Here is a 24,259-nt window from a genome sequence, read left to right as displayed (position 1 = left end):
ATTTCTTTAACTTGATTTTTTTTTGATAAAATATGGACTAATATGAAATTTTATTGCATATTCACCTAAATTAGCTGAGCAAATTATGTCACAAATTCAACTTGATCAATTTGATCTAAAAATCCTTAAGATTATTCAAGAAGATGCCCGAATTGCTCAAAAAGATTTAGGTGACCGAGTAAATTTATCTACAGCTGCAGTAAATAGACGATTAAAAAAATTAAGCGATGAGGGTGTAATTAAATCCTATACAGCCAACATTGAACCAGCTTTTATAGGTCTTCCCATTACTATTATTACTATGGTTGAAATTTTAAGTGAACAGCATGAACATTTGGATATTACAAGAAAGCTATTTTTAAACTGCGAATACATTCAACAATCATATTATGTCGCTGGTGAATGGGATTTTGTACTAATATTTCAAGTCAAAGACATGGATCAATACACTGATATTTCTGAAAAATTATTTATAAAAAATAATAATGTAAAACGCTTTAAAACCCTTGTCGCCATGAAAAAAGATAAAGCTTCTCTTTCAATTCCTATTTAAACAACAAAAAGGCAAGGTTTTAATTTACCTTGCCTTTTAAATATTAAACTAAACCATAAAAAATTGCAGATACAGTAATTACTCCAATCAGTGTAACAAAAATATTGCTAACTTTATTCCGATATGGTGCAAGTGAAGGAATTTTATGTATAGCATACATAGGTAGTAATAAAACTAATATTGCTCCAGTAGGTCCACTAATACTCACAATAATGTCAAGAATACTTGGATTCTTATAAGCAATAAACCAACAGCTAAGAATCATAAATATAAAGATAATTTTATCTACAGCGCCTTTACTGAGATTAATTTCCTTTCTTTGACATTGATCAGTAATAATATCTGTTAGTGTCTCATGCGCACCAATGTAATGTCCTAGAAAAGATTTCATAATTGCAATGAAAGCGATCAAAGGAGCAGCCCATGCGATCACAGGTGTGTCAAAATGATTAGCAAGATAAGAAAGAATCGAAATGTTTTGTTCTTTCGCAGATGCTAGGTCTTGTGGAGATAAACTTAATATACAACTATAGACAAAAAACATGACAACACACACCATCAAGATATAGCCATACCTCTGAATCTGTGCACATTTTTTATCCACCTCTATCTCACCATATGTTTTACGTTGCTTGACTACAAAAGGTGAAATAATCGGATAATGATTAAATGAAAGGACTAAAACTGGAAATGTCATCCATAACGTCATCCATATATTATTATGATTACTTGAAGTTAAAGTAAAATTTTCAAATATGGCAGTATTCCAGTGAGGAATTAGCCAAATAGCCATAAAAATTAATGAGATAATAAATGGGTAAACCAGTATACTCATTACCTTTACTGTAATATCTTGGCCAAAACGGACAATGAACAACAAAATACAAATTAATATAAATGACAATAAAGCACGTGGTGGTGCAACTAAATGCAATTGGTGAATTAAAAAAGATTCAACTGTATTTGTTACTGCTACTGCATACACTAATAGGATAGTATAAATAGCCCAAAAATAAATTAAATTAAAAATACGACTAGCTGTAGTTCCCCAATATTCTAAGATTACTCCAGTAATACCGCTCTCTGGTTTACTTGAGGATAAAATAAATCGAGCAAAAGCACGGTGGGCAAAAAAAGTAATTGGGTATGCTAAAAGTGTAGTAATTAACAATGGAATTAGACCACCAATTCCTGCATTAATTGGTAAGAATAAAACACCAGCTCCAATTGCTGTTCCAAACAACCCTAGCATCCATGTAGTATCTTGCGAATTCCATTTATTACTATCCAAAAATCCTTTCGTCTGATTTAAAATCTTTGACATAATTCTTGCCTCTGAAACTTATTTAGGTTTTCGAGGAATGGAAATGCCTTAGAATGCAGAATGGTTAAATATCTCATTATAAAAATTGAATATAGTTCCCCATGGAGTAAATTTATGAAATTTACTCCTCATTTATAATTCAATTTATTTAACGTTGTTCTGCATTAAATGGACATAACAGTTCCTTCTGTTAAATCATTAGAAATACACTTTTTGTATTTCTTCCTTTTATAAAGGCAAACGTGTTCTGATTATCTCAGCAAAATATTGGGCACCAACGCTTAATATATCGTCATTAATGTCGTAATTAGAGTTATGAAGAGGAATAAATCCCTTTCCTTCTTCTTCAACACCATTCCCAATAAAAGCGAAACAACCTGGTACTTTCTCTATAAATGCTCCAAAGTCTTCTGAAGCCATCATAGCTTGGACATTTGGATCTACTTTTGATTCACCCACAATATTAATTGCCGCGTTAACAGCAGTATTTACACAAGTTGCATGATTGACAGTTGGGGAAAATTCATGTGTATATTCGAATTCACATTCGGCGTCATGCATTTTGCAAATGCTTTCACAAATGGTACGCATTCTATTTTCTAACATTGCCTGTACATCTGGAGAGTAACTACGCGTATCTCCTGTAATAACAACATTGCTAGGAATTGCGTTACGAATACCATCGGTATGAATTTCTGTACAAGAAATCACGGCAGGAACACTTGGATCAAGGTTGCGTGAAATAATAGTCTGGAGAGCTAAGATAATCTCAGCTGCAATCACTAAAGGGTCTTTGCCCATATGAGGTCGAGCTGCATGTGTTCCTTTGCCTTTAATTTTAATAGTGAAATTATCTTCACTTGCCATAATTCCACCCACTCGTGTACAGATACTTCCCGCTGGTAAGCCTGGCCAATTATGGACACCATAAAATTCATCAATTGGAAAACGCTCTAATAACCCCTCACTCATCATAGCTTTCGCGCCACGTCCATGTTCTTCTGCGGGCTGAAAAACGAATCTAACCGTTCCATTAAAATTACGATTTTCAGTTAGTAATTTAGCAGCTCCTAACAACATGCTCATATGACCATCGTGACCACAAGCATGCATTTTTCCATGATTTTTAGAGCAATAAGATTTACCGGTAGTTTCAGTTATATTCAACGCATCCATATCAGCACGTAAACCAATAACAGTGGGATTATTCCCGACTGTTAAGCTCGCAATGATACCTGTTCCACCAATTCCAGTATGAACATCCAAACCCATGTTTTTTAGTTGTTGAGCAATATATTCCGCTGTAGTAATTTCTTCAAAACCCGTTTCAGGATTAGAGTGAAGTTCGTGTCTCCAACGGTGTAACTGTTCTTCAAAACTTATTAAACTCATCTAAATTCCTTATCTATCCAGACTATCTCTATATTTGATTAAATAACCTTGTAGCTAGTAGGGATAACATCCTTCCCATACCACTTTTCTATAAAGATCGGTATTTGTATCGCCTTCCGTACTAAAAATCAGTACAATTGATTCTTCATTTAAACCTAGACTTTCTTTTAAACATGCCTGATCTGGGCTGCTACTAAGTGCGTAAAGTAAACCTAGATTAATTGCACCAGATGGACCACTCGTTATTGGTTCATCACCATCTAACGGATTACCTAAAACTCTCATTCCAGTCGCAGCTATAGAATCTTCGACTTTGGCAAAAGCAAAAGTACAATCTTTTAAGATCGGCCATGTAATTGGATTGACCTCGCCACAAGCCAAACCAGCCATAATTGAATTTAAGTCGCCATCGACTGCAATAAGCTGTCCAGATTTATCTTGTGCAGATTGATAAACACAATCGGCAGTAACAGGTTCAGAAACAATGGCTTTAAAATTTTGGATACCAAGTGCATCAACCAAATATCCTAAAACTCCACCAGCCATCGCCCCGACACCTGCTTGAAGCATAATATGGGTAGGTACTAAATCTTTAAATTCATTGAGTTGCTCTACAGCCTCATCAGCCATAGTCATATAACCTTGAGAAATCCATGTCGGAATCGTCTCATAACCATCCCATGCCGTGTCCTGCACAAGAAGCCATCCTTTTTCATGGGCTGTCTTGTTAGCTAAACGAACTGTGTCATCATAATTTACATCTGTGACGATACAATCTGCACCTAACGCTTTGATTCTTTCTACACTGGTATTAGCAGCACCTTTAGGCATAAACACAACTGCTTTTTGCCCCATTTCTCTCGCAGCCCAAGCAACGCCTGTCCCATGATTTCCGGCTGTAGCGGTCGTAAATACAACGGGTTCTTTCAGCAAAGTTTTAATATTTTTTAAATCAAACTGATTCATGTCAATATTTAACTTTTCAGCAAGTAATTTAGCTAGCGCATATGAACCACCAAGAACTTTAAATGCATTTAAACCAAAGCGTCGTGATTCATCTTTAACTAAAATTTTTTTTAAGCCTAACTTTTTAGCTAAATATTCTAATGAGATTAAAGGTGTGGGTTGATAACCTTCTATTTTACGATGCAAATTACGAACTTTGCTGGCAATCTCCTTATTAAAAAGTGGGCTACTCTTTCCTGAATACAATTCGTTATTACTAATACTAAACATGCTCTATTTTGCTCTTTAAATCATGTGAAAAAATGGCCCATAACCCTATTCAGGTTTAAAAGCGATAACTTCAATTTCAACAAGTGCATCTTTAGGTAATCGAGCAGCTTCAACACATGAGCGTGCAGGTGGATTATTTGTTCCAAAAAACTCCAGATACACTTCATTGAACTCGGCAAAATCTTTCATATTTTCTAAAAAGCATGTTGTTTTTATTACATATTCAAGCGAAGAACCTTGAGCTTCTAATATGCTTTTAACATTTAGTAATGATTGATATGTTTGCTCGCGAATACCGCCTTCAGGAAATTGCATTGTTTCCGGAATTAGAGGTAACTGACCTGAGGTAAAGATTAAATTTTGAAATTTAATACCTTGTGAATATGGACCAATTGCTTCTGGTGCATTCTTCGTGCATATAATCTGTTTCATTTTAATCCTCATTGGACTACATCATAACTTTAAATATACGAACTAACTTACAATCATTTAATTCGCGATATTTAAAGTTATTATTAATGATGGTGAATATAACTGTAAATTTAAAATTCATTTTCCCTACAGCTTAAATCTAGCTATTGAAATAGCATTTCAAAAACATTTAGGCTTTATTTACTTAATTACTAGATATTTACATGATTCAATAATAACTAAATATCGAGTCAATAAAATAAAAACTATAAATATGGAAAATAAAATAATATATTTATGCATAATCTTAATATTCTAGTAATATTTATTACTAAGAAGTTATTTAAGAAATATACATAACAACACAACAACTTAATTATTTGTTGTAGACCTAGAATGTAATGAGTAATCAATAAAGTCAAAGAACTTGAATGAGATTTACTTAAATACATTTTTTTTATGTTTTTTGGGCCTTTTTAATGAATTAAATTTACTTTTAAACTCATTTAGAGGAATTAAATTTCTTATAGATTTATCAATTTCAACATATGACTATTGAGAAAATATTGATAGTAATTATAGTTCTGCTCCAATTTACCAATTGGGTTTTATAAAAATTAATAAAAAAAGTCAAAGAGATATGATAGAAAATTTATCTTCTGAACAAACGCACCAACGTTCATTGGGTTTATAACTCTTGCTTTACATGTTCAACAAAGCCATTTCTAATCATAACTTCTCGCAAATTTTTGGGGATAAATATCCTTCGATGAAATCAATTCACTACCCTATCTTGCGCCACCTGAGCATCCTACTTGGTTCAATTTATTAAGACATATGCATGACTCCTACCTCTTAAACTTCGCAATAATCAATAAAAAATTAGTTCCTAAATTATTTATAAATTCCGCTAAAAGCAACTAGACTCTGTGATAATACATCTTTAATTATTACTATATCTTCAACTATTTAGTGGAATAGCTGGGATAACGATCTATCAGGATATGACCATTCAGGAAAGACTTTTTCGAACTTTTATAAGCTTGAAAATATTGATGACTCAATCAATTAGTTTTCTCTAGACTTTAATTTTTTCTGAGATCCTTTCTACATTCTGCCATATATGAATAGTTCTTTTAAGGCATTTTATGAAAAGCATCCTCCAATAAAGATTTTCTTTCAACCCATAAAAGTTAATCTGATTTGTTAAGTAATAAAAAAAACTCAAAAATAAAATATATGAATGTTCTAAATTTCATTTGTTTTACTAACAAGGATCTCCCTTTATGATTTTCTTAACGATTACATTAAAAATTCATATATTTAATCAATCTGAAGTAGCTCCTGATATTCATATCTATCTGGTGGCTTAAATGAATAAACAAAATTCTTTCAGTATTCCCAAACTGCCTCCCAAAGCATTAAACATACTGATACCTTTTTTCTTAACTTTCATTATGAGTGGTGTCATATCAGTCATTAGCGTTATCAAAAGTATAGGAATAAATACAGCACTAATCGACATATGGTTACCGACTTGGCTGTATTCCTGGACGGTAGCATTTCCAACAGCTTTGATTGTATTACCTTTGGCTAAAAAATTTAGCCTGCTCTTTGTGAAGAAACCTTAGAACCAGAGTACCAAAAGATGTCTCCAATATCTGAAACAGTATACTTAATCTATAAAACTCTATTTGTTGGTATAAGTACTACATTCATCTTGGATTTATGGGCTTTACTCCTAAATAGGTTATTTCATATACCTATCACTAATTGGGCAATGGTTGGTCGATGGTTAGGTCATTTACCCTCTGGTCAATTTGTACAAAAAAGATTAGAAAATGCTCGTCCAATTACTCATGAAAAAGCTCTGGGTTGGTTAGCTCATTACATTATAGGCATGGGTTACGTTGTACTACTCATAAGTATTGAGGGAACGTATTGGTTTACGCAACCGACAATTCTTCCTCCTCTTTTAATCTCATGGATACTATTAATTGCACCCTTCTTTGTGATGATGCCTGGTATGGGAGCAGGAATAGCAGGATCAAATACTCCTCATCCAACAAAAACCAGATTTTTTAGTTTTATTGGACATTCTGTCTTTGGGCTAGGCATGTTTATCAGTGCGTTTCTTTCGAATATTCATATTAGTTGAGCAGTTACAATGTTAATTAATGCTGATTTCTCACAAATCTCTATTATCCGATCACAAGATTATCATTGGGTAAAATCTCCAGGTGGTGAGGTTGAACGAGTTATGCTTGACCGCATTGGTGATGAAATCGCCCGAGCAACAAGTTTAGTGCGATATGCTCCACAAACAACTTTTCCAGAACATCAACACCCCCAAGGTGAAGAAATTTTGGTGTTGTCAGGTACATTTACGGAAAACTCTCATCAAGATTATCCATCAGGTTGGTATTTACGTAATCCGCATGGTTCATTTCATACTTCTTCAAGCGGTCAAAATGGTGCATTAATTTTTGTTAAGTTAATGCAGATGCCTGCATCAGAAAAAGAACCCTTACGTATCAATACAAATGATCCTGAACAATGGAAAGTAATTAATAATCGTTTGATTTGTCCATTAGTTACCTCAATTTACGAGCATACTTATTTAGAAAGGCTACATATCAAGCAACTCTTTGAAGCTAAATCTGAAAAGGGATTCGAGATCCTAGTTATTAATGGTCAATTATGTCATGAACATCTGGTCTATGAAGCTGGTAGTTGGATACGACTCCCACCTAAAACTCATCTCAACTTCCATGCAGGTTTTGCTGGTGCCACACTATATATAAAAAAAGAGCATTTGGGAGGTGATCTTTAAATGATTAAATCCAAAATTATTATTATTGGCGGTGGCTTGAGCGGTTTATATGCTGCCTATTTATTGGAACAGGCAAACTTTGTTGATTATCTTTTATTAGAAGCAAGAGATCGTTTAGGAGGTCGCATCTTTAGCTCACATGGCTTTGATTTAGGAGCAACATGGATTTGGCCAGAAATGAACTCCCAATTAATACAATTGGTGAATGAATTAAATCTACCTTTTTTTGAACAAGATGAAAATGGTGATTTACTTATTGAGCAAAGCCGCGAAGCACCACTAATCCGTCTCCCCAATAATGCTCGGACTACTCCTTCAATTCGGCTTAAAGGTGGAATGAATCATCTTATTTATGCTTTAAAGCAAAAAATTCCAGCCAATAAAATCATCATGGGGCAAGAAGTTACTGATCTCATTTGCCACAAAAAACATGAGATTGAAGTGATCACTCAAGATCATACTGGGTTAAAAACTACTTATCAAACATACTCTATTTTATTAGCTATTCCACCACGTTTGGCTAGCCATAAAATAAAATTCACACCTGCACTCCCTTTATCCATTTCACAGCAATGGCAGGAAACTGCAACGTGGATGGCACCACATGCCAAATATATTGCGATTTACCCCGAACCATTTTGGAAGCAAGATGGTCTATCTGGTCAGGTTCGTAGCAATCTTGGACCTTTGGTTGAAATTCATGATGCATCCATACCCAATGATCAAGCTGCATTATTTGGCTTCTTAGGTATTCCATCCGTAACACGGCACAAAATTGATAAAAAAGATCTTTTTACTGATTGCCAAGCACAACTCGTTCGACTATTTGGAAATAAAGCCAAAAATCCACAACTAACGTTTCTTAAAGATTGGTCAACAGATTTATTCACGTCAACAAAAGCAGACTGGATGAACTCAACTTCAACATACTCTTTTTCACCAGATATCACATCTACTACTTCCCTCTGGGATGACCAAATAATCGGAATTGCAAGTGAATGGTCAAAACAGTATTCAGGCTACCTTGCTGGCGCAATAGATGCTGCAATTGTAGGTGTTTTGCATCATTTAAAAAACAATCGAAATATTTTCAAATAAGGATTAAAAAATTGAAGACAACATATAAAGCATTTCAAGTGAATCAAACTGGTTTACTTGAAATGGTTGAACGTAAAATTCCAGTACCACAAACAGGTGAAGTTTTACTCGCTCTAGAAGCCTGCGGCATTTGTGGTGCAGACATGATGACTGTAGAAAATAGTAATCCAAATTTCTTTCCACGTGTTCCTGGACATGAGGTTGTTGGTCGTATTATTGCTCTTGCAGATCATACTTTGGGCCCATGGAAAATTGGCCAACGTGTAGGAGTAGGTCGATTAGGTGGACATTGTAATCAATGTCCTGAATGTCGTCAGGGGTTATTTAATTTGTGCAATTACCAGCCTGTTATGGGTAGTACCCATGATGGGGGTTATGCAGAAATGATGATTGCCAAAGAAACTGGTTTAGTCGCCATTCCAGATGAGTTGAGTTCGGTTGATGCAGCTCCCTTACTTTGTGCAGGTATTGCAACCTTCAATGCACTAAAAAAATCAGGGGCACAGGCAGGTGATCTAGTCGCTATATTTGGTATTGGAGGGTTAGGTCATTTAGCTATTCAATATGCAAAAAAAATGGGATTTAGAGTTGTTGCTATTGGACGTGGGCAAGATATTGCTGAGCAATCAGTAAAATTAGGTGCACATATCTACATCAATACCGACCTAGAAAATTCTGTTGAAAGACTACAACAACTAGGTAAAGCACACGTTATTTTATCGACAATTACCAATGGTGAAATAACATCCAACTTATTTGCAGGCCTTGCTCCACATGGAAAATTAATGATTGTTGGCGTAGGTAAAGAGCCTCTCATCATCCCAGCCCCATCCTTAGTTGGAGGAGAACGTACAGTTCAAGGTGCAATCACAGGAACACCTTATGAAATAGAAAAGGCCCTTGATTTCAGTATATTAACTAACACACGTGCCATCATTGAAACTTACCCATTAGAACAAGCTCAAGAAGCCTATTTGAAAATGAAATCTGGTCAGGCCCAATTTCGAGTCGTTCTGACCATGTAGAAGAATGTCAAACAAACCCTCTTTCTTAATCTCAAAATTCAATACTTTACAGGCTTTCTATGCTTCAAAACACCATGCACCGCCAAGTGTTAATTTTGGCGAGCTCCCAATCCCTTTTCCAAACCGTTTCTGTCATGGTCATGACCATTGGCGGTTTGGCTGGGGCAAATATCGCAAATACCCCCACACTTGCAACACTACCCATCGCATCTATGTTTTTGGGTACAGCTTTAATGATGTTCCCAGCTTCAATGTTAATGGCACGTATAGGAAGACGTAGTGGTTTTCTTTGCGGTGCATTCTTAGGTGTGCTCGGTGGCATTATTGGATCAATCGGCATTTTTTATAGTTCACTTGTGCTTCTGGCTTTAGGTACACTATGTGTTGGGGCCTATCAATCCTTTGCCCAGTTTTATCGTTTTGCTGCCAGTGAGGTTGCAAATGATGCTTTCCGCTCACGGGCTATTTCTTGGGTTATGGCAGGTGGAATTGTTGCTGCACTGATTGGCCCGACTTTGGCTCGTTTTGGTGGGCCTTTATTCCAACATTTAGAATATATCGGTTCATTTTTAATTATTAGCATTATCTCATTTGTTGCGATGGGAGTTTTATCTAGCCTACACATTGCCGATACCGTTGAGCAAAAGTCTGACTTTACTGCTGGCCGTCCATGGCAACAGATTGTCTTTCAGCCTACCTATTTAGTTGCTCTGTTTGGTGCAGTAACAGGTTACGGCATCATGATTTTAGGTATGACTGCCACACCCATTGCCATGCGACATTCACACCATGAACTTGGATCGATTACGACAGTCATTCAACTACATGTGCTTGGTATGTTTCTACCATCATTCTTTACTGGAAATTTAATTGCTCGCTTTGGGGTGCTTAAAATCATGTTTGCAGGTCTTTTATTATTTGCCTGTTACATTGGGTTTGCCCTCTCAGGTATTCAGTTCGCCTCTTTTGCTGTCTCTTTAGTTTTATTAGGTGTGGGATGGAACTTCTTATTTATTGGCAGTACCTCTTTATTAACAGGAACTTATACCATAGCTGAAAAAGCCAAAGCACAGGCTATTAACGATATGACTGTTTTTATTGTCGGTTTAATCTGCTCTTTTAGTGCTGGTGCTTTACTCGACTTATTTGGCTGGAAAGCAATGAATATCGCGTTAATACCATGGTTAGTTTTAACAACTCTTTCACTCTTATGGCTACATTCAAAACAGGTTAAACAGCATACAACCATATAAGTAATGTAAAACACCTGACTCATTTCCAATAATTCACAAGCTTAATACATGATTAGTTGTATATTTATAGAAAATAAAACAACTAATCATCAGAAATACCATATACGACAAGGATGTTAATATGATGCTTAGTTCAGCTACCCTTACTCAAATTAATATTTTCGTAAAAATTGCAGAATCAGGAAGTTTATCCGCAGCGGCAAAAGAACTTCACCTCACTCCATCTGCAATAAGTAAAAACCTTTCTCAACTTGAAGAGCGATTAGGTGTACTTCTTATAAAAAGGACAACACGTAGTCTAGTCCTAACAGATATTGGTAAAGCCTTCCTCGAAAAATCTCATGCATTAATTATAGATGCAGAAGATACGATGAATGCTATTCGTCAATTTTCTTTACCAACAGGCTTATTACGTATTAGTTGCCCTGTTTCTTTTGGCTGTAGTCACATTGTTCCACTTATAAATAGTTATCGAAAAAAATATACTGATGTTCAATGTGATATTTTTCTTGATGATCATTGTATTAACTTAAATGAAGAAGATATTGATATTGCCTTTCGAATTACATCCAAATCAGATTGGGCATATGCAGCAAGAAAAATTGCCGATATTAACTGGATTTACTGTGCATCCCCAGAATATATAGCACAACAAAATACTAATCTGAATGATCCAAAAGATCTGAACCAATATGACTGCTTAATTAACCCATCAATGTTGATTGAAGGGGGATGGTCATTTAAGAAAAATGAAGAGCATCAAATTATAAATATTAAAAGTAAAATCGCTTCAAACTCTAGTATTCTTTTAAAAGAAGCAGCAATTGATCATCAAGGTATTGCATGTCTTCCTACTTATATTGCTTACTCAGATATTTGTAGTCACAATTTAGAGCTAGTTTTACCAGAATATAAATGTGGTAAAACTCACACCTTATATGCTATGTACTATCCATCAAAATTTAATAACCCTCTTATTCGTACTTTTATTGATTTTGCTTGTAAACATTTTGGAGATACTCCTTATTGGGACCAATCAATAATAGATAAAAAGATAGTTGATTTTTAATCATTTATAATCCATACGCATTGAAAAAAGAATTTCAACACCCTGACAGATACATTCATTATCTCAATATTTTATATTCTCTTATTTTTGACATTTCGGAAAAAGTGATTTTCCTATTTTTCGTTACTTCTACATCTGGATAAATGCAATATTGAATAAATCCGTAAGTCACGGATTTATTCAATAAGGAATATTATATATGTTTGATATTGACAAGGTTACTAACCAAGGCGATGAATTAGAAACTTATCAGACCGATCCATTTAATTTTGATGAAGTAATTGATCGAGTACATACTGGCTCATTGAAATGGGATTCAACAAATGATTTCTTAAAACCTGAGCACTCAATTCACAACCCTCTGCCAATGTGGGTTGCCGATATGGATTTTAAGGTTGCTCCTGTTATTCAAGAACACATTATAAGAAATGCTCAATTTGGCGTATATGGGTATGGTTATGTACCGGCAAGCTTCAGAGAGGCTGTGATCAACTGGCAGAAAAACAAATTTGGTTGGGAGCCTGAAGCTTCGTGGATGGTACAAACTCCAGGTGTAGTAAATGCCTTAAATATGGCTATTCAAGCTTATACACAACCTGGAGATTCTATCTTGATTCAATCTCCTGTGTATTTCCATTTTCATGCAGATATTGAAGCTAATGGACGTGTTGTTACCAATGCCCCGCTTAAACTAAGTAACAATCGCTATGTCTTTGATGCTAAAGCATTTGAAGCAGCAATTCGCCCAGATACTAAACTATTCATTCTATGTAATCCTCACAATCCAACTGGGAATGTTTGGAGCTATGAAGAACTTACTCTCATGGCAAATATCTGTCTAAAATATGGAATTATCATTATTTCAGATGAAGTTCATCAAGACCTCATTTTTAACCCAAATAAAAAGCATATTCCTCTGCCACTAATCAGCGATGCAATCGCAGATCAAACTATTGTTTGCACCGCACCAAGTAAGACTTTTAATTTAGCTGGACTCCAATGTTCAAATATTTTCATTCAAAATCAGGTTTTACGGGATCAATTTAAACAACAATGTGCAAAAGCTGGCAACAATATGGTCAACACATTTGGAGTAATAGCTTGTGAAGCAGCTTATCGCTATGGACAGCCATGGCTTGATGCATTATTGAAATATCTTAAAAAAAATCGAGACTATTTTAGTGAATCTATTCAAAACAGCGGCTTGCCATTAAAAGTCATAGAAAGTGATTCTTTGTATTTATTATGGATCGATTGTCGCGAACTTAATTTAACTGATGAGCAACTAATTGATCTATTCATAAAAGAAGCGCGTGTTTGGCTAGACCCTGGTATCAAATTCGGATTAGGTGGAAATGGCTTTATGCGTATTAATCTTGCTTGCCCATTATCTGTCATTAAGCACGCGACTAAAGAAATTATTAATACAGTAAATACATTTAAAACAAATACTTAAAACATTTCCAATTACACCTAACTCGCTCCTTTTCATGGATTAAGAAGGAGCAAAAATAATAGGCGGTTTATTCATAAAAAACTCTCTTCCAGTGAATAGGAAGTGATTACAAGGAAATAAAAATGGACTTAGTAAATAGCAATACACATGGCATCATTACTATCAAAAATAAATCTATTCCTTTTACTCGTTACGATATAGGTTGGGTAGTTTTATGCATAGGAATGGCGATTGGTTCAGGTATCGTATTTTTCCCAATCCAAGTTGGTATAAAAGGTGTATGGGTTTTTGCCCTATCGGTTATTGTTGGATATCCAGCAGTATACTATTTGCAGAAGCTTTTCATTCAAACGGTAGTAAGAAGTGATGAAAAAGATTCTTATATCAGTATTATAGCATCGTATTTAGGTGGTAGGTGGGGTATGGTACTTGGTGTCATCTATCTACTCACAATGATGAAATCCTTAGTTGAATATTCAATGGTACTTACCAATGATAGTGCATCATATTTACAAACATTTGGAGTTACTCAAGGTTTAATTTCAACGCATTGGTGGTGGGGCTTAACATTAATTAGCATTTTAGCTTTCATTGCTTCTAAAGGAGAAAAGTTACTTTTTAAAGTTTCTGGTGGAATGGTTATTATTAAAATGCTCATCATTATTAGTATAGCCTTCATTGCCATTCCCTCTTGGAATTTAAATAACATTTCATCAATCCCAGCTATGGGTCCATTACTTCTCGATAGCTTGCTTACCTTACCATTTGCGATATTTTCAATACTTTTTGTACAAATCCTAAACCCAATGAATTTAGCGTATAAACGTCGTGAAGAGAATGTAAATATTGCAACTTATAAAATTTTAAGAGTCCACAAAGTAACTTATACGATTTTAGTGATTGGGGTTTTGCTATATGTCTGCTCCATCACCTTGTCAATTAGTCAAACTGAAGCAATGAGTGCTTATAAACAAAATATTTCTGCATTGGCACTGGCTGCAAAAGTTTTACCCGGAAATACAATTAAAATTATGAGCTTAATTCTTAATGTATTTTCAATTGTTACAGCCTTCTTTGGGATTTTCCTTACAGTTCATGAAGCAGTATTTGGAATTATAAAACACCCCTTTAAAAAATATATTAAAGATAAATCTACTGCTGAGAAGACAATTTCATTAATAGCTATCTTTGTGATTATTCTTATATTGTGGCTATTCATTATGTCTAACATTTCTATCTTCAAAATATTTGTTTTTGGAGCTCCATCCTATGGGTTTATTAGCTGTCTCATTCCTGCATATCTCATACTCTCCCAAGAGAAACTAAAAGACTTACGTGGTCCTGTCACCTATTTTGTACTTATTATTGGCATATTAATGTGCCTAAGCCCATTCGTAACATTCCTTAAATACTAAATTGAGTAACACAGATATGAAGACTGTAACTGCAAAATATGCTCCCACTGCTATTGGACCTTATTCACAAGCAACAATAATAAACAATATATTATATTGCTCAGGTCAAATTCCTATTGATCCTACTACAGGTGAGATTCAAACGAAGGATATTAGTGGGCAAACTGAACAGGTTATTATGAATATACAAGCTATATTAGATGAAGTAGGTATTCATTTTGATTCTGTTTTCAAAACCACATGTTATCTAACTGATATGTGTAATTTCACTGAATTTAACAGAGTATATGAAAAATATTTTATTTCAAAACCTAGTCGATCTTGTATAGCAGTAAATGAACTACCAAGACAAGCATTAATTGAGATAGAAGTTACAGCTTATATTCCTCAGCAACCTTTATTATAAATAAATATTTATCTACCAATTCAGTAAATCATACTTGAGTTATTCGTAGAAATAAATCCGAATATTATTGCTCATGAATAGCTCATCCCACTCTTAAAAAGAGGAACTGCTTAATGTCTATAAATTTTTTGGCAGATCATGTTCAATCTCTAAAGTCTTCAGCAATACGAGAGTTATTACAACATAGCAAAATGCATGATGTTATATCTTTAGGTGGAGGTATTCCTAATCCTGAGTTATTTGATAATGAAGGACTGAATCTTGCGTTAGAGGCGGTTATGAACTCCCAATTTAATGAAGCATTTCAATATGGCTTGAGTGAAGGTTATCCTTTGTTACGTTATACAATCCGTGATTTATGCCAAGAACGAGGGATTTCATGTCAACCTGATGATATTTTAATTACCTCTGGATCTCAGCAGTCTCTTGATCTTTTAGCGCGTACCTTAATTAACCCTAAGGATAAAATTGTAGTTGAACGACCTACTTATTTAGCTGCTTTACAGGTCTTTGAATTAGCCCAAGCAGACATTCATTCTATAGAGACTGATCAAGATGGTATGAAAATAGATGAGTTAGAAGCTCTTTTAGCAACAACTACAATTAAAGCAATCTATATCGTTCCAACATTTAGTAATCCGAGTGGTGTAACATTAAGTGAAAAACGTAGAAAACGATTAGTAGAATTATCTAAAAAATATAATTTTTTAATATTCGAAGATGATCCTTATAGTGAAATTAATTTTACAGATCGCTACTTCAAAACCCTACACGAGTATTCCACAGAATTAGGATGTTCAGAAAACATCATACACACATCAACTTTTTCTAAAATTTTAGCACCAGGCTTAAGGATTGGTTGGTTAATTGCTCCTAAATGGATAAAACAACAAGTGATCAATTTAAAACAAGCTACCGACTTACATAGTAGTTCCTTCTCCCAAGTTCTAATTCACCAATATATTCAAACTGGGCGGCTAGAAAACCAAATTAATTTGATTCGTAAACACTATAAGCAAAAGTGTAATCTACTATGTGAAATATTGGATAAAGAAATGGGTGAACATTTAAGTTTTAATAAGCCTCTCGGAGGAATGTTCCTATGGTCATCTTTTAAATATGATTTCGATACAACGCGTTGGCTCAATAAAGCACTTAAACATGGTGTAGTCTATGTACCTGGGGAATTTTTTTACAATAAAACTCCAGATAAAAAAACACTACGTATATCTTATGTCACTGCAACTGAATCACAAATTGAAATAGCCGTTAAACGGCTTAAAAATGCTTTAATCTAAATAACTATAGATAAAGTATTGTAGTCAGTACTTTATCTAATTCTTTTCTTGAATCAACCATTCTTTAAATGCGATTAACTTAGATAACGTACAACATTCTTCGCGATAAACAATATAATAAGCTAACGGTGAAATACAGGTTATTTCAGGATAAAGACGAACTAATTTACCTTTTTTCAAATCGTCACAAGCTATCACGCTTCTGGCTAATGCAATACCGTGCCCATCTATGGCTAATTGGAGCACCCCAGCTGAATTGTTTATTTTAAAACCTGTTTGATTATATTCCCCCATAATATAATTCGATTTAAGCCATTTATCCCAAGTAATAAAACCAGAATCATTATCCATTGATAAACAATGTATTAAAGGAAGATCTAATAAATTTTTAATATCTTTTAATTGAGATTGATAATTCAGATAAAAACTAGGTGAACAAACAGGAAAAATTTCTTCTTCCATTAATTTTTCTGCAACTAGGCCAGACCAATGTCCCGTCCCATATCTAACTGCAATATCAATGCAGTGACTATTAAAATCAACTGGCTTTAAGTCAGTATCAAAATTAATTTCGATTTCAGGATGCACTTGCTGAAATCGATTAATCCGAGGTAATAGCCACTTACTCGCAAATGTTGGGCTAATAGCTACTGTTAACTTTTGCTCTGTATCAATTATTTTTACCTTATTGACTGCTTTACTTAGATAGTCAAATCCAATTTGAATATCAGGTAAAATTTGTTCTGCAAGAGCCGTTAATTCTAATCTCTTTTTACCACTTGATTGACGATAAAATAAGGTAACCCCTAATAATTCTTCTAATGTACGCACAGACTGACCAACTGCAGCAGAAGTAACATTTAATTCTTGAGCAGCGCCTGAAAAGCTTAGATGTCTAGCACTTGCTTCAAAAGCTTTCAGTGCATTTAAATGTTTAGGAATATCCATTGCATTAAAGATTTTCTTTAGAGAATACCAATTATATATCATTTGATTAATAACCCAAATATATAAAAAATATCTAAAATTTATAAAGAAATGGATATGAGCAGAGTATGCAATCATCTCGAATCAGACTAAGTGTTTTTCTTTGTCTTAGTATGTGCCTAGGTATCGGTATTTTAAGATTTTCATATACAGCTCTCTTACCCTCTACACGAGATGCATTCGGTTGGAGCCAAGATTTTGCGAGCATACTGAGTAGTGCAAACTTATTAGGTTATTTAATTGGTGCTTTTGGAGCAATGCGGCTACCACAAACAAAAATCATGAGTAATATTATTCAAGGTGCAGCTATTTTTGGGGTGATAAGTTTAATCAGTTGTTCTTTTTCAAATTTTGATGAATTATGGTATATCTTCTGGCGCATAATTTCAGGGGTTAGTGGGGGGTTATTGATGATCTTATCTCCAAGTGTTATTGCACAATGTGCCGCACCACAAGATCGCTTTAAAATAAATTTTATTGGCTTTAGTGGAATAGGTATAGGAGTTTTACTAGCAACTCTATTTTTACCTTATTTAGATCGCTTATCTATTCAAACTGCATGGCGCGTACTTAGTACTTTTGCATTTATAATATGTATTGCTCTGAGTTATTTATTACAATTTTTTAAACATCAATTATTTGAGAAAGTACAAATAGATGATAATTCCACAAAAATTGGGACTCCATTTTATAGCTTACTCATTGCATATAGTTCGAGTGCATTTGCATATATACCTCATTCATTGTTCTGGATTGATTATTTAAGCCATAAATTAAAAATAAATTTAATTCTAGTAAATATAAACTGGATTTTATATGGTACAGGAAGTGCACTAGGTGCTTATATCGCCTACCTTCTAGCACGTAAACTTGGAAATTTTATTACACTGAAAATTTTATATAGTTTTTATGTTATAGCTATTTTATTAGCTATATTTAGCTACAATCATATATTTGCTTTTTTATCTTCATTCCTAACTGGATTACTTAATCCAGCTGTTGTATTTTTAACCTCCTACACCATTCTACAATTATATGGACTTTCCTATAAAAAACTTTGGAGTGTAGCCACCTTAAGTTTTGCTTTAATCCAGTTAGTTGGCGGAATTTGTTTTAGTTTCTTACAAAAAATTGGGCTTGAATATAATCAACAATTTATACTCGCATCAATTGTCTTATTAATAGGTACCATACAATTAATATGGTTTACAAGTGTATCAAATACTAGAACTCTTTCTCGATAAAATTTATAGAAATATAAAACAAGCTACTTATAAATAGCTTGTTTTTATTCTTAATTCTCTTTTAATTGAATTGCTAACATCTCACCTGTGGCACATATTATGTCATTTGCTAATAAAGCAAGTTCAACCTTTACTTTTCTATTTTCTATAGAAATTAATTTTGCTGTTATTGTTAATTCACATTCTGTAGGTGTTGGTTTCTTGAAACTAACTGTTAAAGTCCCAGTTACAAATCTAACTAATGGTTCTGACCCATCAAATTTATTACCGATATTTAAACTTTTGAAGGCTGCAGCTGATGCAGCACCATGACAATCTAACAAAGATGCGATGAGCCCACCATAAAGGTGGTCTGGTACACCTCCAGTATAAATATTGGATGGCGTTATTTTAGCAACAGTAAAATTCATATCGTCACTCCAAAAACTTTTTAGCTGATGGCCATATTTATTATTACGACCACATCCAAAACAGTGACTATATTCCTCAGGATAGAGATCCTGAAATGCATTTCCTTGCATAATATGACCTATCGTTAACCAATTTTTAACTATGTTTAATTAATATAAATTTTTTAATATCACATCATATTAATATATAACATTAACTATTTAAACACTATCTCATTAAGTTAATTTACTAAATTTGTAACTTTCTTGAATTATCCAATCTTTAAAAGCTAAAATTCTAGGTAAATGAGAGAATTCATGGCGATAAACGATATAGTACGCTAATGGTGATTGATAACTAATATTTGGAAAAAGTCTGATTAATCTACCAGCATAGATATCATCCTGTGCCATTACACTCCGTGCTAATGCGATCCCATGACCATCTATAGTTGTTTGTAAAACAGCAGCAGAATTATTCATTTGTATATTACGTTTATTATGGAATGACTTAAATCCAGCTGCTTCTAACCATTTTTCCCATGTAGGGAATTTAGAATGAGCCTCCATCGATTGATCATGAATCAGAGTTTCTGTTAATAAATCTTCTAAATAAAATTTTGAATCTCGGTTCAGCAGAAAACTAGGTGAACATACTGGATAAACTTCTTCATCCATAATTTTGATTGCATCTAAATCATCCCAACTCCCCTCTCCATATCTTATCCCTATATCAATTTTATTTGATAAAAAATCTATAGTCTTAAGATTCATATCTAACCGCACATTTAAATCAGGCCATTTATTCTGAAATTGATCTATTCTTGGTAGTAACCATTTCGTAGCAAATGCAGGACTAACTGTAGCAGTTAAAACACCAGTAGAACTACCTAATTTTAGTTTTTCTAATCCAATAGCTAGTTTATCAAAACCAGCCTGTATATCTGATAATGCCATTTCCGCCACTTCAGTGGTAATTAATCTATTTTTTCCTTTTGATTGTCTATAAAATAAAGGAAAACCTAAATAATCTTCTAATGATCTTACTAATTGTCCTACTGCAGCCGGAGTAACATTTAATTCTAGAGCTGCTTCAGAAAAACTTTTATATCTAGCACTTGCTTCAAAAGCTTTTAGAGCATTTAAATAAATCGGTTTATTCATAAAGATAAAGATTTTCTTTTGATTAAGAACATACTATATATTATCTTAATTATTAAAAAGCCTTGTCTATAAATATATTTTTAATTAGTTTTTTCTTTCAATTTTATATAAAAAAGACAACTTGCAAAATGAAAAACAAGTTGTCTAAAATTAGAATTAGACCAATAATTTCAATTATTTATAAAATTTCATACATTAAGGATGAAATATTTTCACTTTAACTTAATATCAAAACCAAATCCATATTTCGAACTTGCTTACCTGCACTCATTAAGACTTCCTGAACCACACAGTCCTGATCAGCTTTAATGGCAAGTTCCATCTTCATCGCTTCAATGGTAAATAAGGTTTCACCTTTCTTGACCGACTGACCCAGTTTCACAGGTACTGTACTAATCATGCCCGGCATCGAAGCACCGATATGTTTCGGATTTGTCGGGTCTGCCTTCGGATGAGCCGTTACTTCTTTTTGGCTTGCCTGTTTAATCTGAACCAGACGCAACTGACCATTCAGCTCTACAAACAGATCAATCACGCCATCTTTGGCTTCTGAACGGCCCAGCAATTTTATTTCCAGTGTCTTACCGCGTTCAAGCTCAATTTCAACAGGACTTTGCTCTTTTAAACCATAAAAGAAGGCTGAAGATGGAATGCTTGATACCGTGCCATATTTCAGTTTGTGCTTCATAAAGTCGGTAAAGACTTTTGGATACATCAAATATGACGCCAGTTCCTGTTCGGTCAGTTGTTTACCGAACATATTTTCAAGCATTGCTTTTTCACCTGCCAAATCGACTGGTGGCATAACTGCTCCTGGGCGATCACTTAACGGGACTGCACCCTTTAACACCTTGTGCTGTAACTCTTTTGGAAAACCATGTGCTGGTGTGCCTAGCTCACCTTTAAATAGCGAAACTACCGATTCAGGGAAATCAATCTCAAGCTTCGGGTTTTCAATATCTTCTGAATTAAGGTTATTCGACACCATATATAAAGCCATATCACCCACCACTTTAGACGTTGGGGTAACTTTCACAATGTCGCCAAACAATAAGTTGACTTGTGCATAGGCATCGGAAACCTCAGACCAACGTTCTTCAATGCCTAAGGAGCGAGCCTGTTCACGTAAGTTGGTATATTGTCCACCCGGCATTTCATGATGATAAACATCGGCCGTACCCGCACGCATATCTGCCTCAAACGGTGCATAGATATGGCGTACACCTTCCCAGTAAGTAGAAAGCTGTTGCAGGTTGTTAGGGTTCAGTCCTGTATCACGATCGGTATTTTGTAAGGCTGCAACCACCGAGCCCATACTCGGTTGTGACGTTAGACCACTCATGGCATCCATGGCGGTATCAACTGCATCAACACCAGCATCGATGGCAGACAAAATGCTGGCCGCAGCAATACCGCTAGTATCATGGGTGTGAAAATGAATCGGCAATCCGGTTTCTTCTTTCAATGCCTTGATCAGCTCACGTGCTGCAGCTGGCTTACAAATACCGGCCATATCCTTAATGGCAAGGATATTAGCCCCTGCTTTTTGCAGTTGCTTTGCCATATCGACATAGTAGTTAAGGTTATATCTGCGGTTGTTATCGAAGATATCGCTGGTATAGCAGATTGCTGTTTCACACAGCATGCCAGACTCTCGAACTGCATCAATGGCAACCCGCATGTTATCGACTGCATTGAGCGAGTCAAATACACGGAACAGGTCGACCCCACCTTGTGCGGCCTGTGCAATAAATTGACGGACGACATTATCTGGATAGTTGGTATAACCCACTGCATTGGATGAGCGAAGCAGCATTTGAAATAGAATGTTTGGCACTGCTTCACGAAGTTGAGCAAGACGCTCCCATGGGTCTTCTTTTAAAAAACGCATCGACACATCAAAGGTTGCCCCGCCCCAACATTCCAGTGAAAACAGCTCACTGGCCATATGGGAATAATAAGGTGCAATCGCCAGCATATCTGCGCTACGCATTCGTGTTGCAAATAAGGACTGATGGGCATCACGCATGGTGGTATCAGTAACCAATACACGCTTTTGATCTAGCATCCAGTTTGAGAAACCCTCTGCACCCAATAATTTAAACTGATCTCGGGTGCCACTCGGAAGAGGCTGGTTTAAGTTAAATGTTGGTAACTGTGCCAGAGCTGGTACAGTTTCAGGAAGTAAACGCCCTTTGAGTTCGTTTTGTCCATTGACGGTAATGTCACCTAAAAACTCCAGTAATTTAGTCGCACGGTCCTGCTTAGGTTTAAGGTTAAATAATTCAGGCGTGGTATCAATAAATCGGGTGGTACAAGTACCTTGTGTAAATAAAGGATGGGTTACCACATTTTCAAGAAATGCCAGATTATTTGAGACACCACGAATACGAAACTCCTGTAACGCTCGCAACATACGGGCATTGGCTTCATCACCACTTGCACCGCGAACCGTGACTTTAGCCAGTAAAGAATCATAATATGGCGTAATGACAGCACCTGTATAGGCCGTGCCACTGTCTACCCGCACCCCAAAACCCGTTGCGCTACGAAATGCAGTGAGACGTCCATAGTCCGGCATAAAGCCATTTTTAGGATCTTCTGTGGTGAGTCGGCATTGCAATGCATGGCCTAATAATTTGATCTGCTCTTGTGGTGGAATAAAACTACTGCCATCTCCGACTGCAGCTCCCTCGGTCACCCGAATTTGTGCCTTAACAATATCAATGCCAGTAATTTCTTCAGTAACCGTATGTTCAACCTGAATGCGCGGGTTAACTTCAATAAAGTAAAAGTCCTCTGTTTCGGCATCCATTAAGAACTCAACCGTACCCGCATGGGTGTAATCTACCGCACGAGCCAGTCTTAAAGCAGCGTCACAGATTTTACTGCGCTGCGTTTCAGACAAATAAGGTGCGGGTGCACGCTCCACGACCTTCTGGTTACGTCGTTGTACAGTACAATCCCGTTCAAACAGATGCACGATATTGCCATGTGTATCACCCAAAATCTGTACTTCGACATGGCGGGCATGGCGAATCAGTTTCTCTAGATAGACTTCATCATTGCCAAATGCAGATTTGGCTTCACGACGTGCAACAGTAATTGCATCTTCGAGTTCATTTTCATTTTCAACCACACGCATGCCACGACCACCACCACCCCAGCTCGCTTTGAGCATGAGTGGATAACCCACTTCAGCGGCCAGTAACTGGCAGTCTTCAATACGTTCCGGTAGTGCCGATGTGGCAGGAACAACAGGCACACATGCAACCATTGCAACGTTACGTGCCATTACCTTGTTGCCTAACTGACGCATTACTTCCGGTTTTGGACCGATAAAACGAATTCCAGCTTTGCTACAGGCCTCGGCAAACTCAGGGTTTTCAGACAAGAAACCATAGCCCGGATGGATGGCATCTACCCCTGCCTCAAGTGCAATACGGATAATATCTTCAATATCCAGATAGGCCGCGATTGGTTTTTTGCCCGCGCCTACCCGATAAGCTTCATCCGACTTAAAACGATGCAGGGCAAATTTATCTTCTTCTGCATAAATTGCGACCGTGCGGATGCCCATTTCTGTGGCTGCACGCATAACTCGAATTGCGATTTCACCACGGTTGGCAATTAGTATTTTTTGAATAGGTTTAATCATCTCTTTAACCATCGAATTTATAAATCTTTCTGAAAATCTTTTTTTGAT

21 protein-coding genes are annotated in these 24,259 nt (G+C 35.5%); 13 read left to right on the top strand and 8 right to left on the bottom strand.

The features are described 5' to 3' along the window. Window positions 1–85 precede the first annotated feature (85 nt). Entirely contained in the window at window positions 86–553 is a 468-nt protein-coding gene (locus tag I8T81_RS08630) for an Lrp/AsnC family transcriptional regulator (protein ID WP_198072610.1), read from the top strand. Window positions 554–596: 43 nt separating this feature from the next. On the opposite strand, the gene I8T81_RS08625 is transcribed toward I8T81_RS08630, so the two are convergent. The 4 genes from I8T81_RS08625 to I8T81_RS08610 all read right to left on the bottom strand — a co-directional run bounded on the left by I8T81_RS08625 (window position 597) and on the right by I8T81_RS08610 (window position 4,937). Further along, window positions 597–1,877 (bottom strand): SLC5/6 family protein, encoded by a 1,281-nt coding sequence (locus I8T81_RS08625; RefSeq protein ID WP_198072609.1) that lies wholly within the window; start codon window positions 1,875–1,877, stop codon window positions 597–599. Window positions 1,878–2,105: 228 nt separating this feature from the next. Next, window positions 2,106–3,269: a M20 aminoacylase family protein gene (locus tag I8T81_RS08620; protein ID WP_198072608.1), complete on the bottom strand. Its 1,164-nt coding sequence runs from the start codon at window positions 3,267–3,269 to the stop codon at window positions 2,106–2,108. A 54-nt stretch (window positions 3,270–3,323) separates the two neighbouring features. After that, window positions 3,324–4,505, bottom strand: coding sequence for a diaminopropionate ammonia-lyase (gene dpaL, locus I8T81_RS08615; RefSeq protein WP_198072607.1), 1,182 nt, complete (start codon window positions 4,503–4,505; stop codon window positions 3,324–3,326). 45 nt (window positions 4,506–4,550) lie between these two features. Further along, window positions 4,551–4,937: a RidA family protein gene (locus tag I8T81_RS08610; protein WP_198072606.1), complete on the bottom strand. Its 387-nt coding sequence runs from the start codon at window positions 4,935–4,937 to the stop codon at window positions 4,551–4,553. A 1,352-nt stretch (window positions 4,938–6,289) separates the two neighbouring features. On the opposite strand from I8T81_RS08610, the gene I8T81_RS08605 reads away from it, so the two are divergent. The 11 genes from I8T81_RS08605 to I8T81_RS08555 all read left to right on the top strand — a co-directional run bounded on the left by I8T81_RS08605 (window position 6,290) and on the right by I8T81_RS08555 (window position 16,769). Further along, entirely contained in the window at window positions 6,290–6,547 is a 258-nt protein-coding gene (locus I8T81_RS08605; RefSeq protein WP_198072605.1) for a DUF2798 domain-containing protein, read from the top strand. Window positions 6,548–6,564: 17 nt separating this feature from the next. Further along, window positions 6,565–7,074 (top strand): DUF2938 domain-containing protein, encoded by a 510-nt coding sequence (locus I8T81_RS08600; RefSeq protein WP_198072604.1) that lies wholly within the window; start codon window positions 6,565–6,567, stop codon window positions 7,072–7,074. A 9-nt stretch (window positions 7,075–7,083) separates the two neighbouring features. Continuing rightward, window positions 7,084–7,749, top strand: coding sequence for a cupin domain-containing protein (locus I8T81_RS08595; RefSeq protein WP_198072603.1), 666 nt, complete (start codon window positions 7,084–7,086; stop codon window positions 7,747–7,749). Then, complete coding sequence (locus tag I8T81_RS08590; protein WP_198072602.1) at window positions 7,750–8,847, top strand: flavin monoamine oxidase family protein; 1,098 nt, start codon at window positions 7,750–7,752, stop codon at window positions 8,845–8,847. An 11-nt stretch (window positions 8,848–8,858) separates the two neighbouring features. Continuing rightward, window positions 8,859–9,872, top strand: coding sequence for a zinc-binding dehydrogenase (locus tag I8T81_RS08585; RefSeq protein ID WP_198072601.1), 1,014 nt, complete (start codon window positions 8,859–8,861; stop codon window positions 9,870–9,872). A gap of 59 nt (window positions 9,873–9,931) precedes the next feature. After that, window positions 9,932–11,125 (top strand): MFS transporter, encoded by a 1,194-nt coding sequence (locus I8T81_RS08580; RefSeq protein WP_198072600.1) that lies wholly within the window; start codon window positions 9,932–9,934, stop codon window positions 11,123–11,125. A 121-nt stretch (window positions 11,126–11,246) separates the two neighbouring features. After that, window positions 11,247–12,194, top strand: a complete 948-nt coding sequence (locus I8T81_RS08575; protein ID WP_198072599.1) for a LysR family transcriptional regulator — start codon at window positions 11,247–11,249, stop codon at window positions 12,192–12,194. A 199-nt stretch (window positions 12,195–12,393) separates the two neighbouring features. Further along, window positions 12,394–13,650 (top strand): MalY/PatB family protein, encoded by a 1,257-nt coding sequence (locus I8T81_RS08570; protein WP_198072598.1) that lies wholly within the window; start codon window positions 12,394–12,396, stop codon window positions 13,648–13,650. Between the two features lie 122 nt (window positions 13,651–13,772). Further along, a complete protein-coding gene (locus I8T81_RS08565) occupies window positions 13,773–15,065 on the top strand; it encodes an SLC5/6 family protein (RefSeq protein ID WP_198072597.1) in 1,293 nt (430 codons plus the stop codon). A 16-nt stretch (window positions 15,066–15,081) separates the two neighbouring features. Further along, window positions 15,082–15,471: a Rid family detoxifying hydrolase gene (locus I8T81_RS08560; RefSeq protein WP_198072596.1), complete on the top strand. Its 390-nt coding sequence runs from the start codon at window positions 15,082–15,084 to the stop codon at window positions 15,469–15,471. Window positions 15,472–15,584: 113 nt separating this feature from the next. Continuing rightward, window positions 15,585–16,769, top strand: coding sequence for an aminotransferase-like domain-containing protein (locus tag I8T81_RS08555; protein ID WP_198072595.1), 1,185 nt, complete (start codon window positions 15,585–15,587; stop codon window positions 16,767–16,769). 36 nt (window positions 16,770–16,805) lie between these two features. Here the strand turns inward: I8T81_RS08555 and I8T81_RS08550 are convergent, their stop codons facing one another. Beyond that, complete coding sequence (locus I8T81_RS08550) at window positions 16,806–17,717, bottom strand: LysR substrate-binding domain-containing protein (protein WP_198072752.1); 912 nt, start codon at window positions 17,715–17,717, stop codon at window positions 16,806–16,808. A 107-nt stretch (window positions 17,718–17,824) separates the two neighbouring features. On the opposite strand from I8T81_RS08550, the gene I8T81_RS08545 reads away from it, so the two are divergent. Further along, on the top strand, window positions 17,825–19,000 hold the full coding sequence (locus I8T81_RS08545) for a YbfB/YjiJ family MFS transporter (RefSeq protein ID WP_198072594.1): 1,176 nt from the start codon (window positions 17,825–17,827) through the stop codon (window positions 18,998–19,000). A gap of 50 nt (window positions 19,001–19,050) precedes the next feature. On the opposite strand, the gene I8T81_RS08540 is transcribed toward I8T81_RS08545, so the two are convergent. From I8T81_RS08540 to I8T81_RS08530, 3 genes are all read right to left on the bottom strand, one after another. Beyond that, window positions 19,051–19,521 carry a PaaI family thioesterase gene (locus I8T81_RS08540; RefSeq protein ID WP_198072593.1) on the bottom strand — a complete coding sequence of 157 codons (471 nt, stop codon included), beginning with the start codon at window positions 19,519–19,521 and terminating at the stop codon, window positions 19,051–19,053. Between the two features lie 105 nt (window positions 19,522–19,626). Beyond that, on the bottom strand, window positions 19,627–20,553 hold the full coding sequence (locus I8T81_RS08535) for a LysR substrate-binding domain-containing protein (protein ID WP_198072592.1): 927 nt from the start codon (window positions 20,551–20,553) through the stop codon (window positions 19,627–19,629). Window positions 20,554–20,770: 217 nt separating this feature from the next. After that, entirely contained in the window at window positions 20,771–24,223 is a 3,453-nt protein-coding gene (locus I8T81_RS08530; protein WP_320158903.1) for a pyruvate carboxylase, read from the bottom strand. Window positions 24,224–24,259 lie beyond the last annotated feature (36 nt).

The organism is Acinetobacter seifertii, assembly GCF_016064815.1.
Lineage (GTDB): Bacteria > Pseudomonadota > Gammaproteobacteria > Pseudomonadales > Moraxellaceae > Acinetobacter > Acinetobacter seifertii.
The sequence above is the reverse complement of the archived record's forward strand: the minus strand, read 5'-3'. Positions and strand labels throughout refer to the sequence as shown.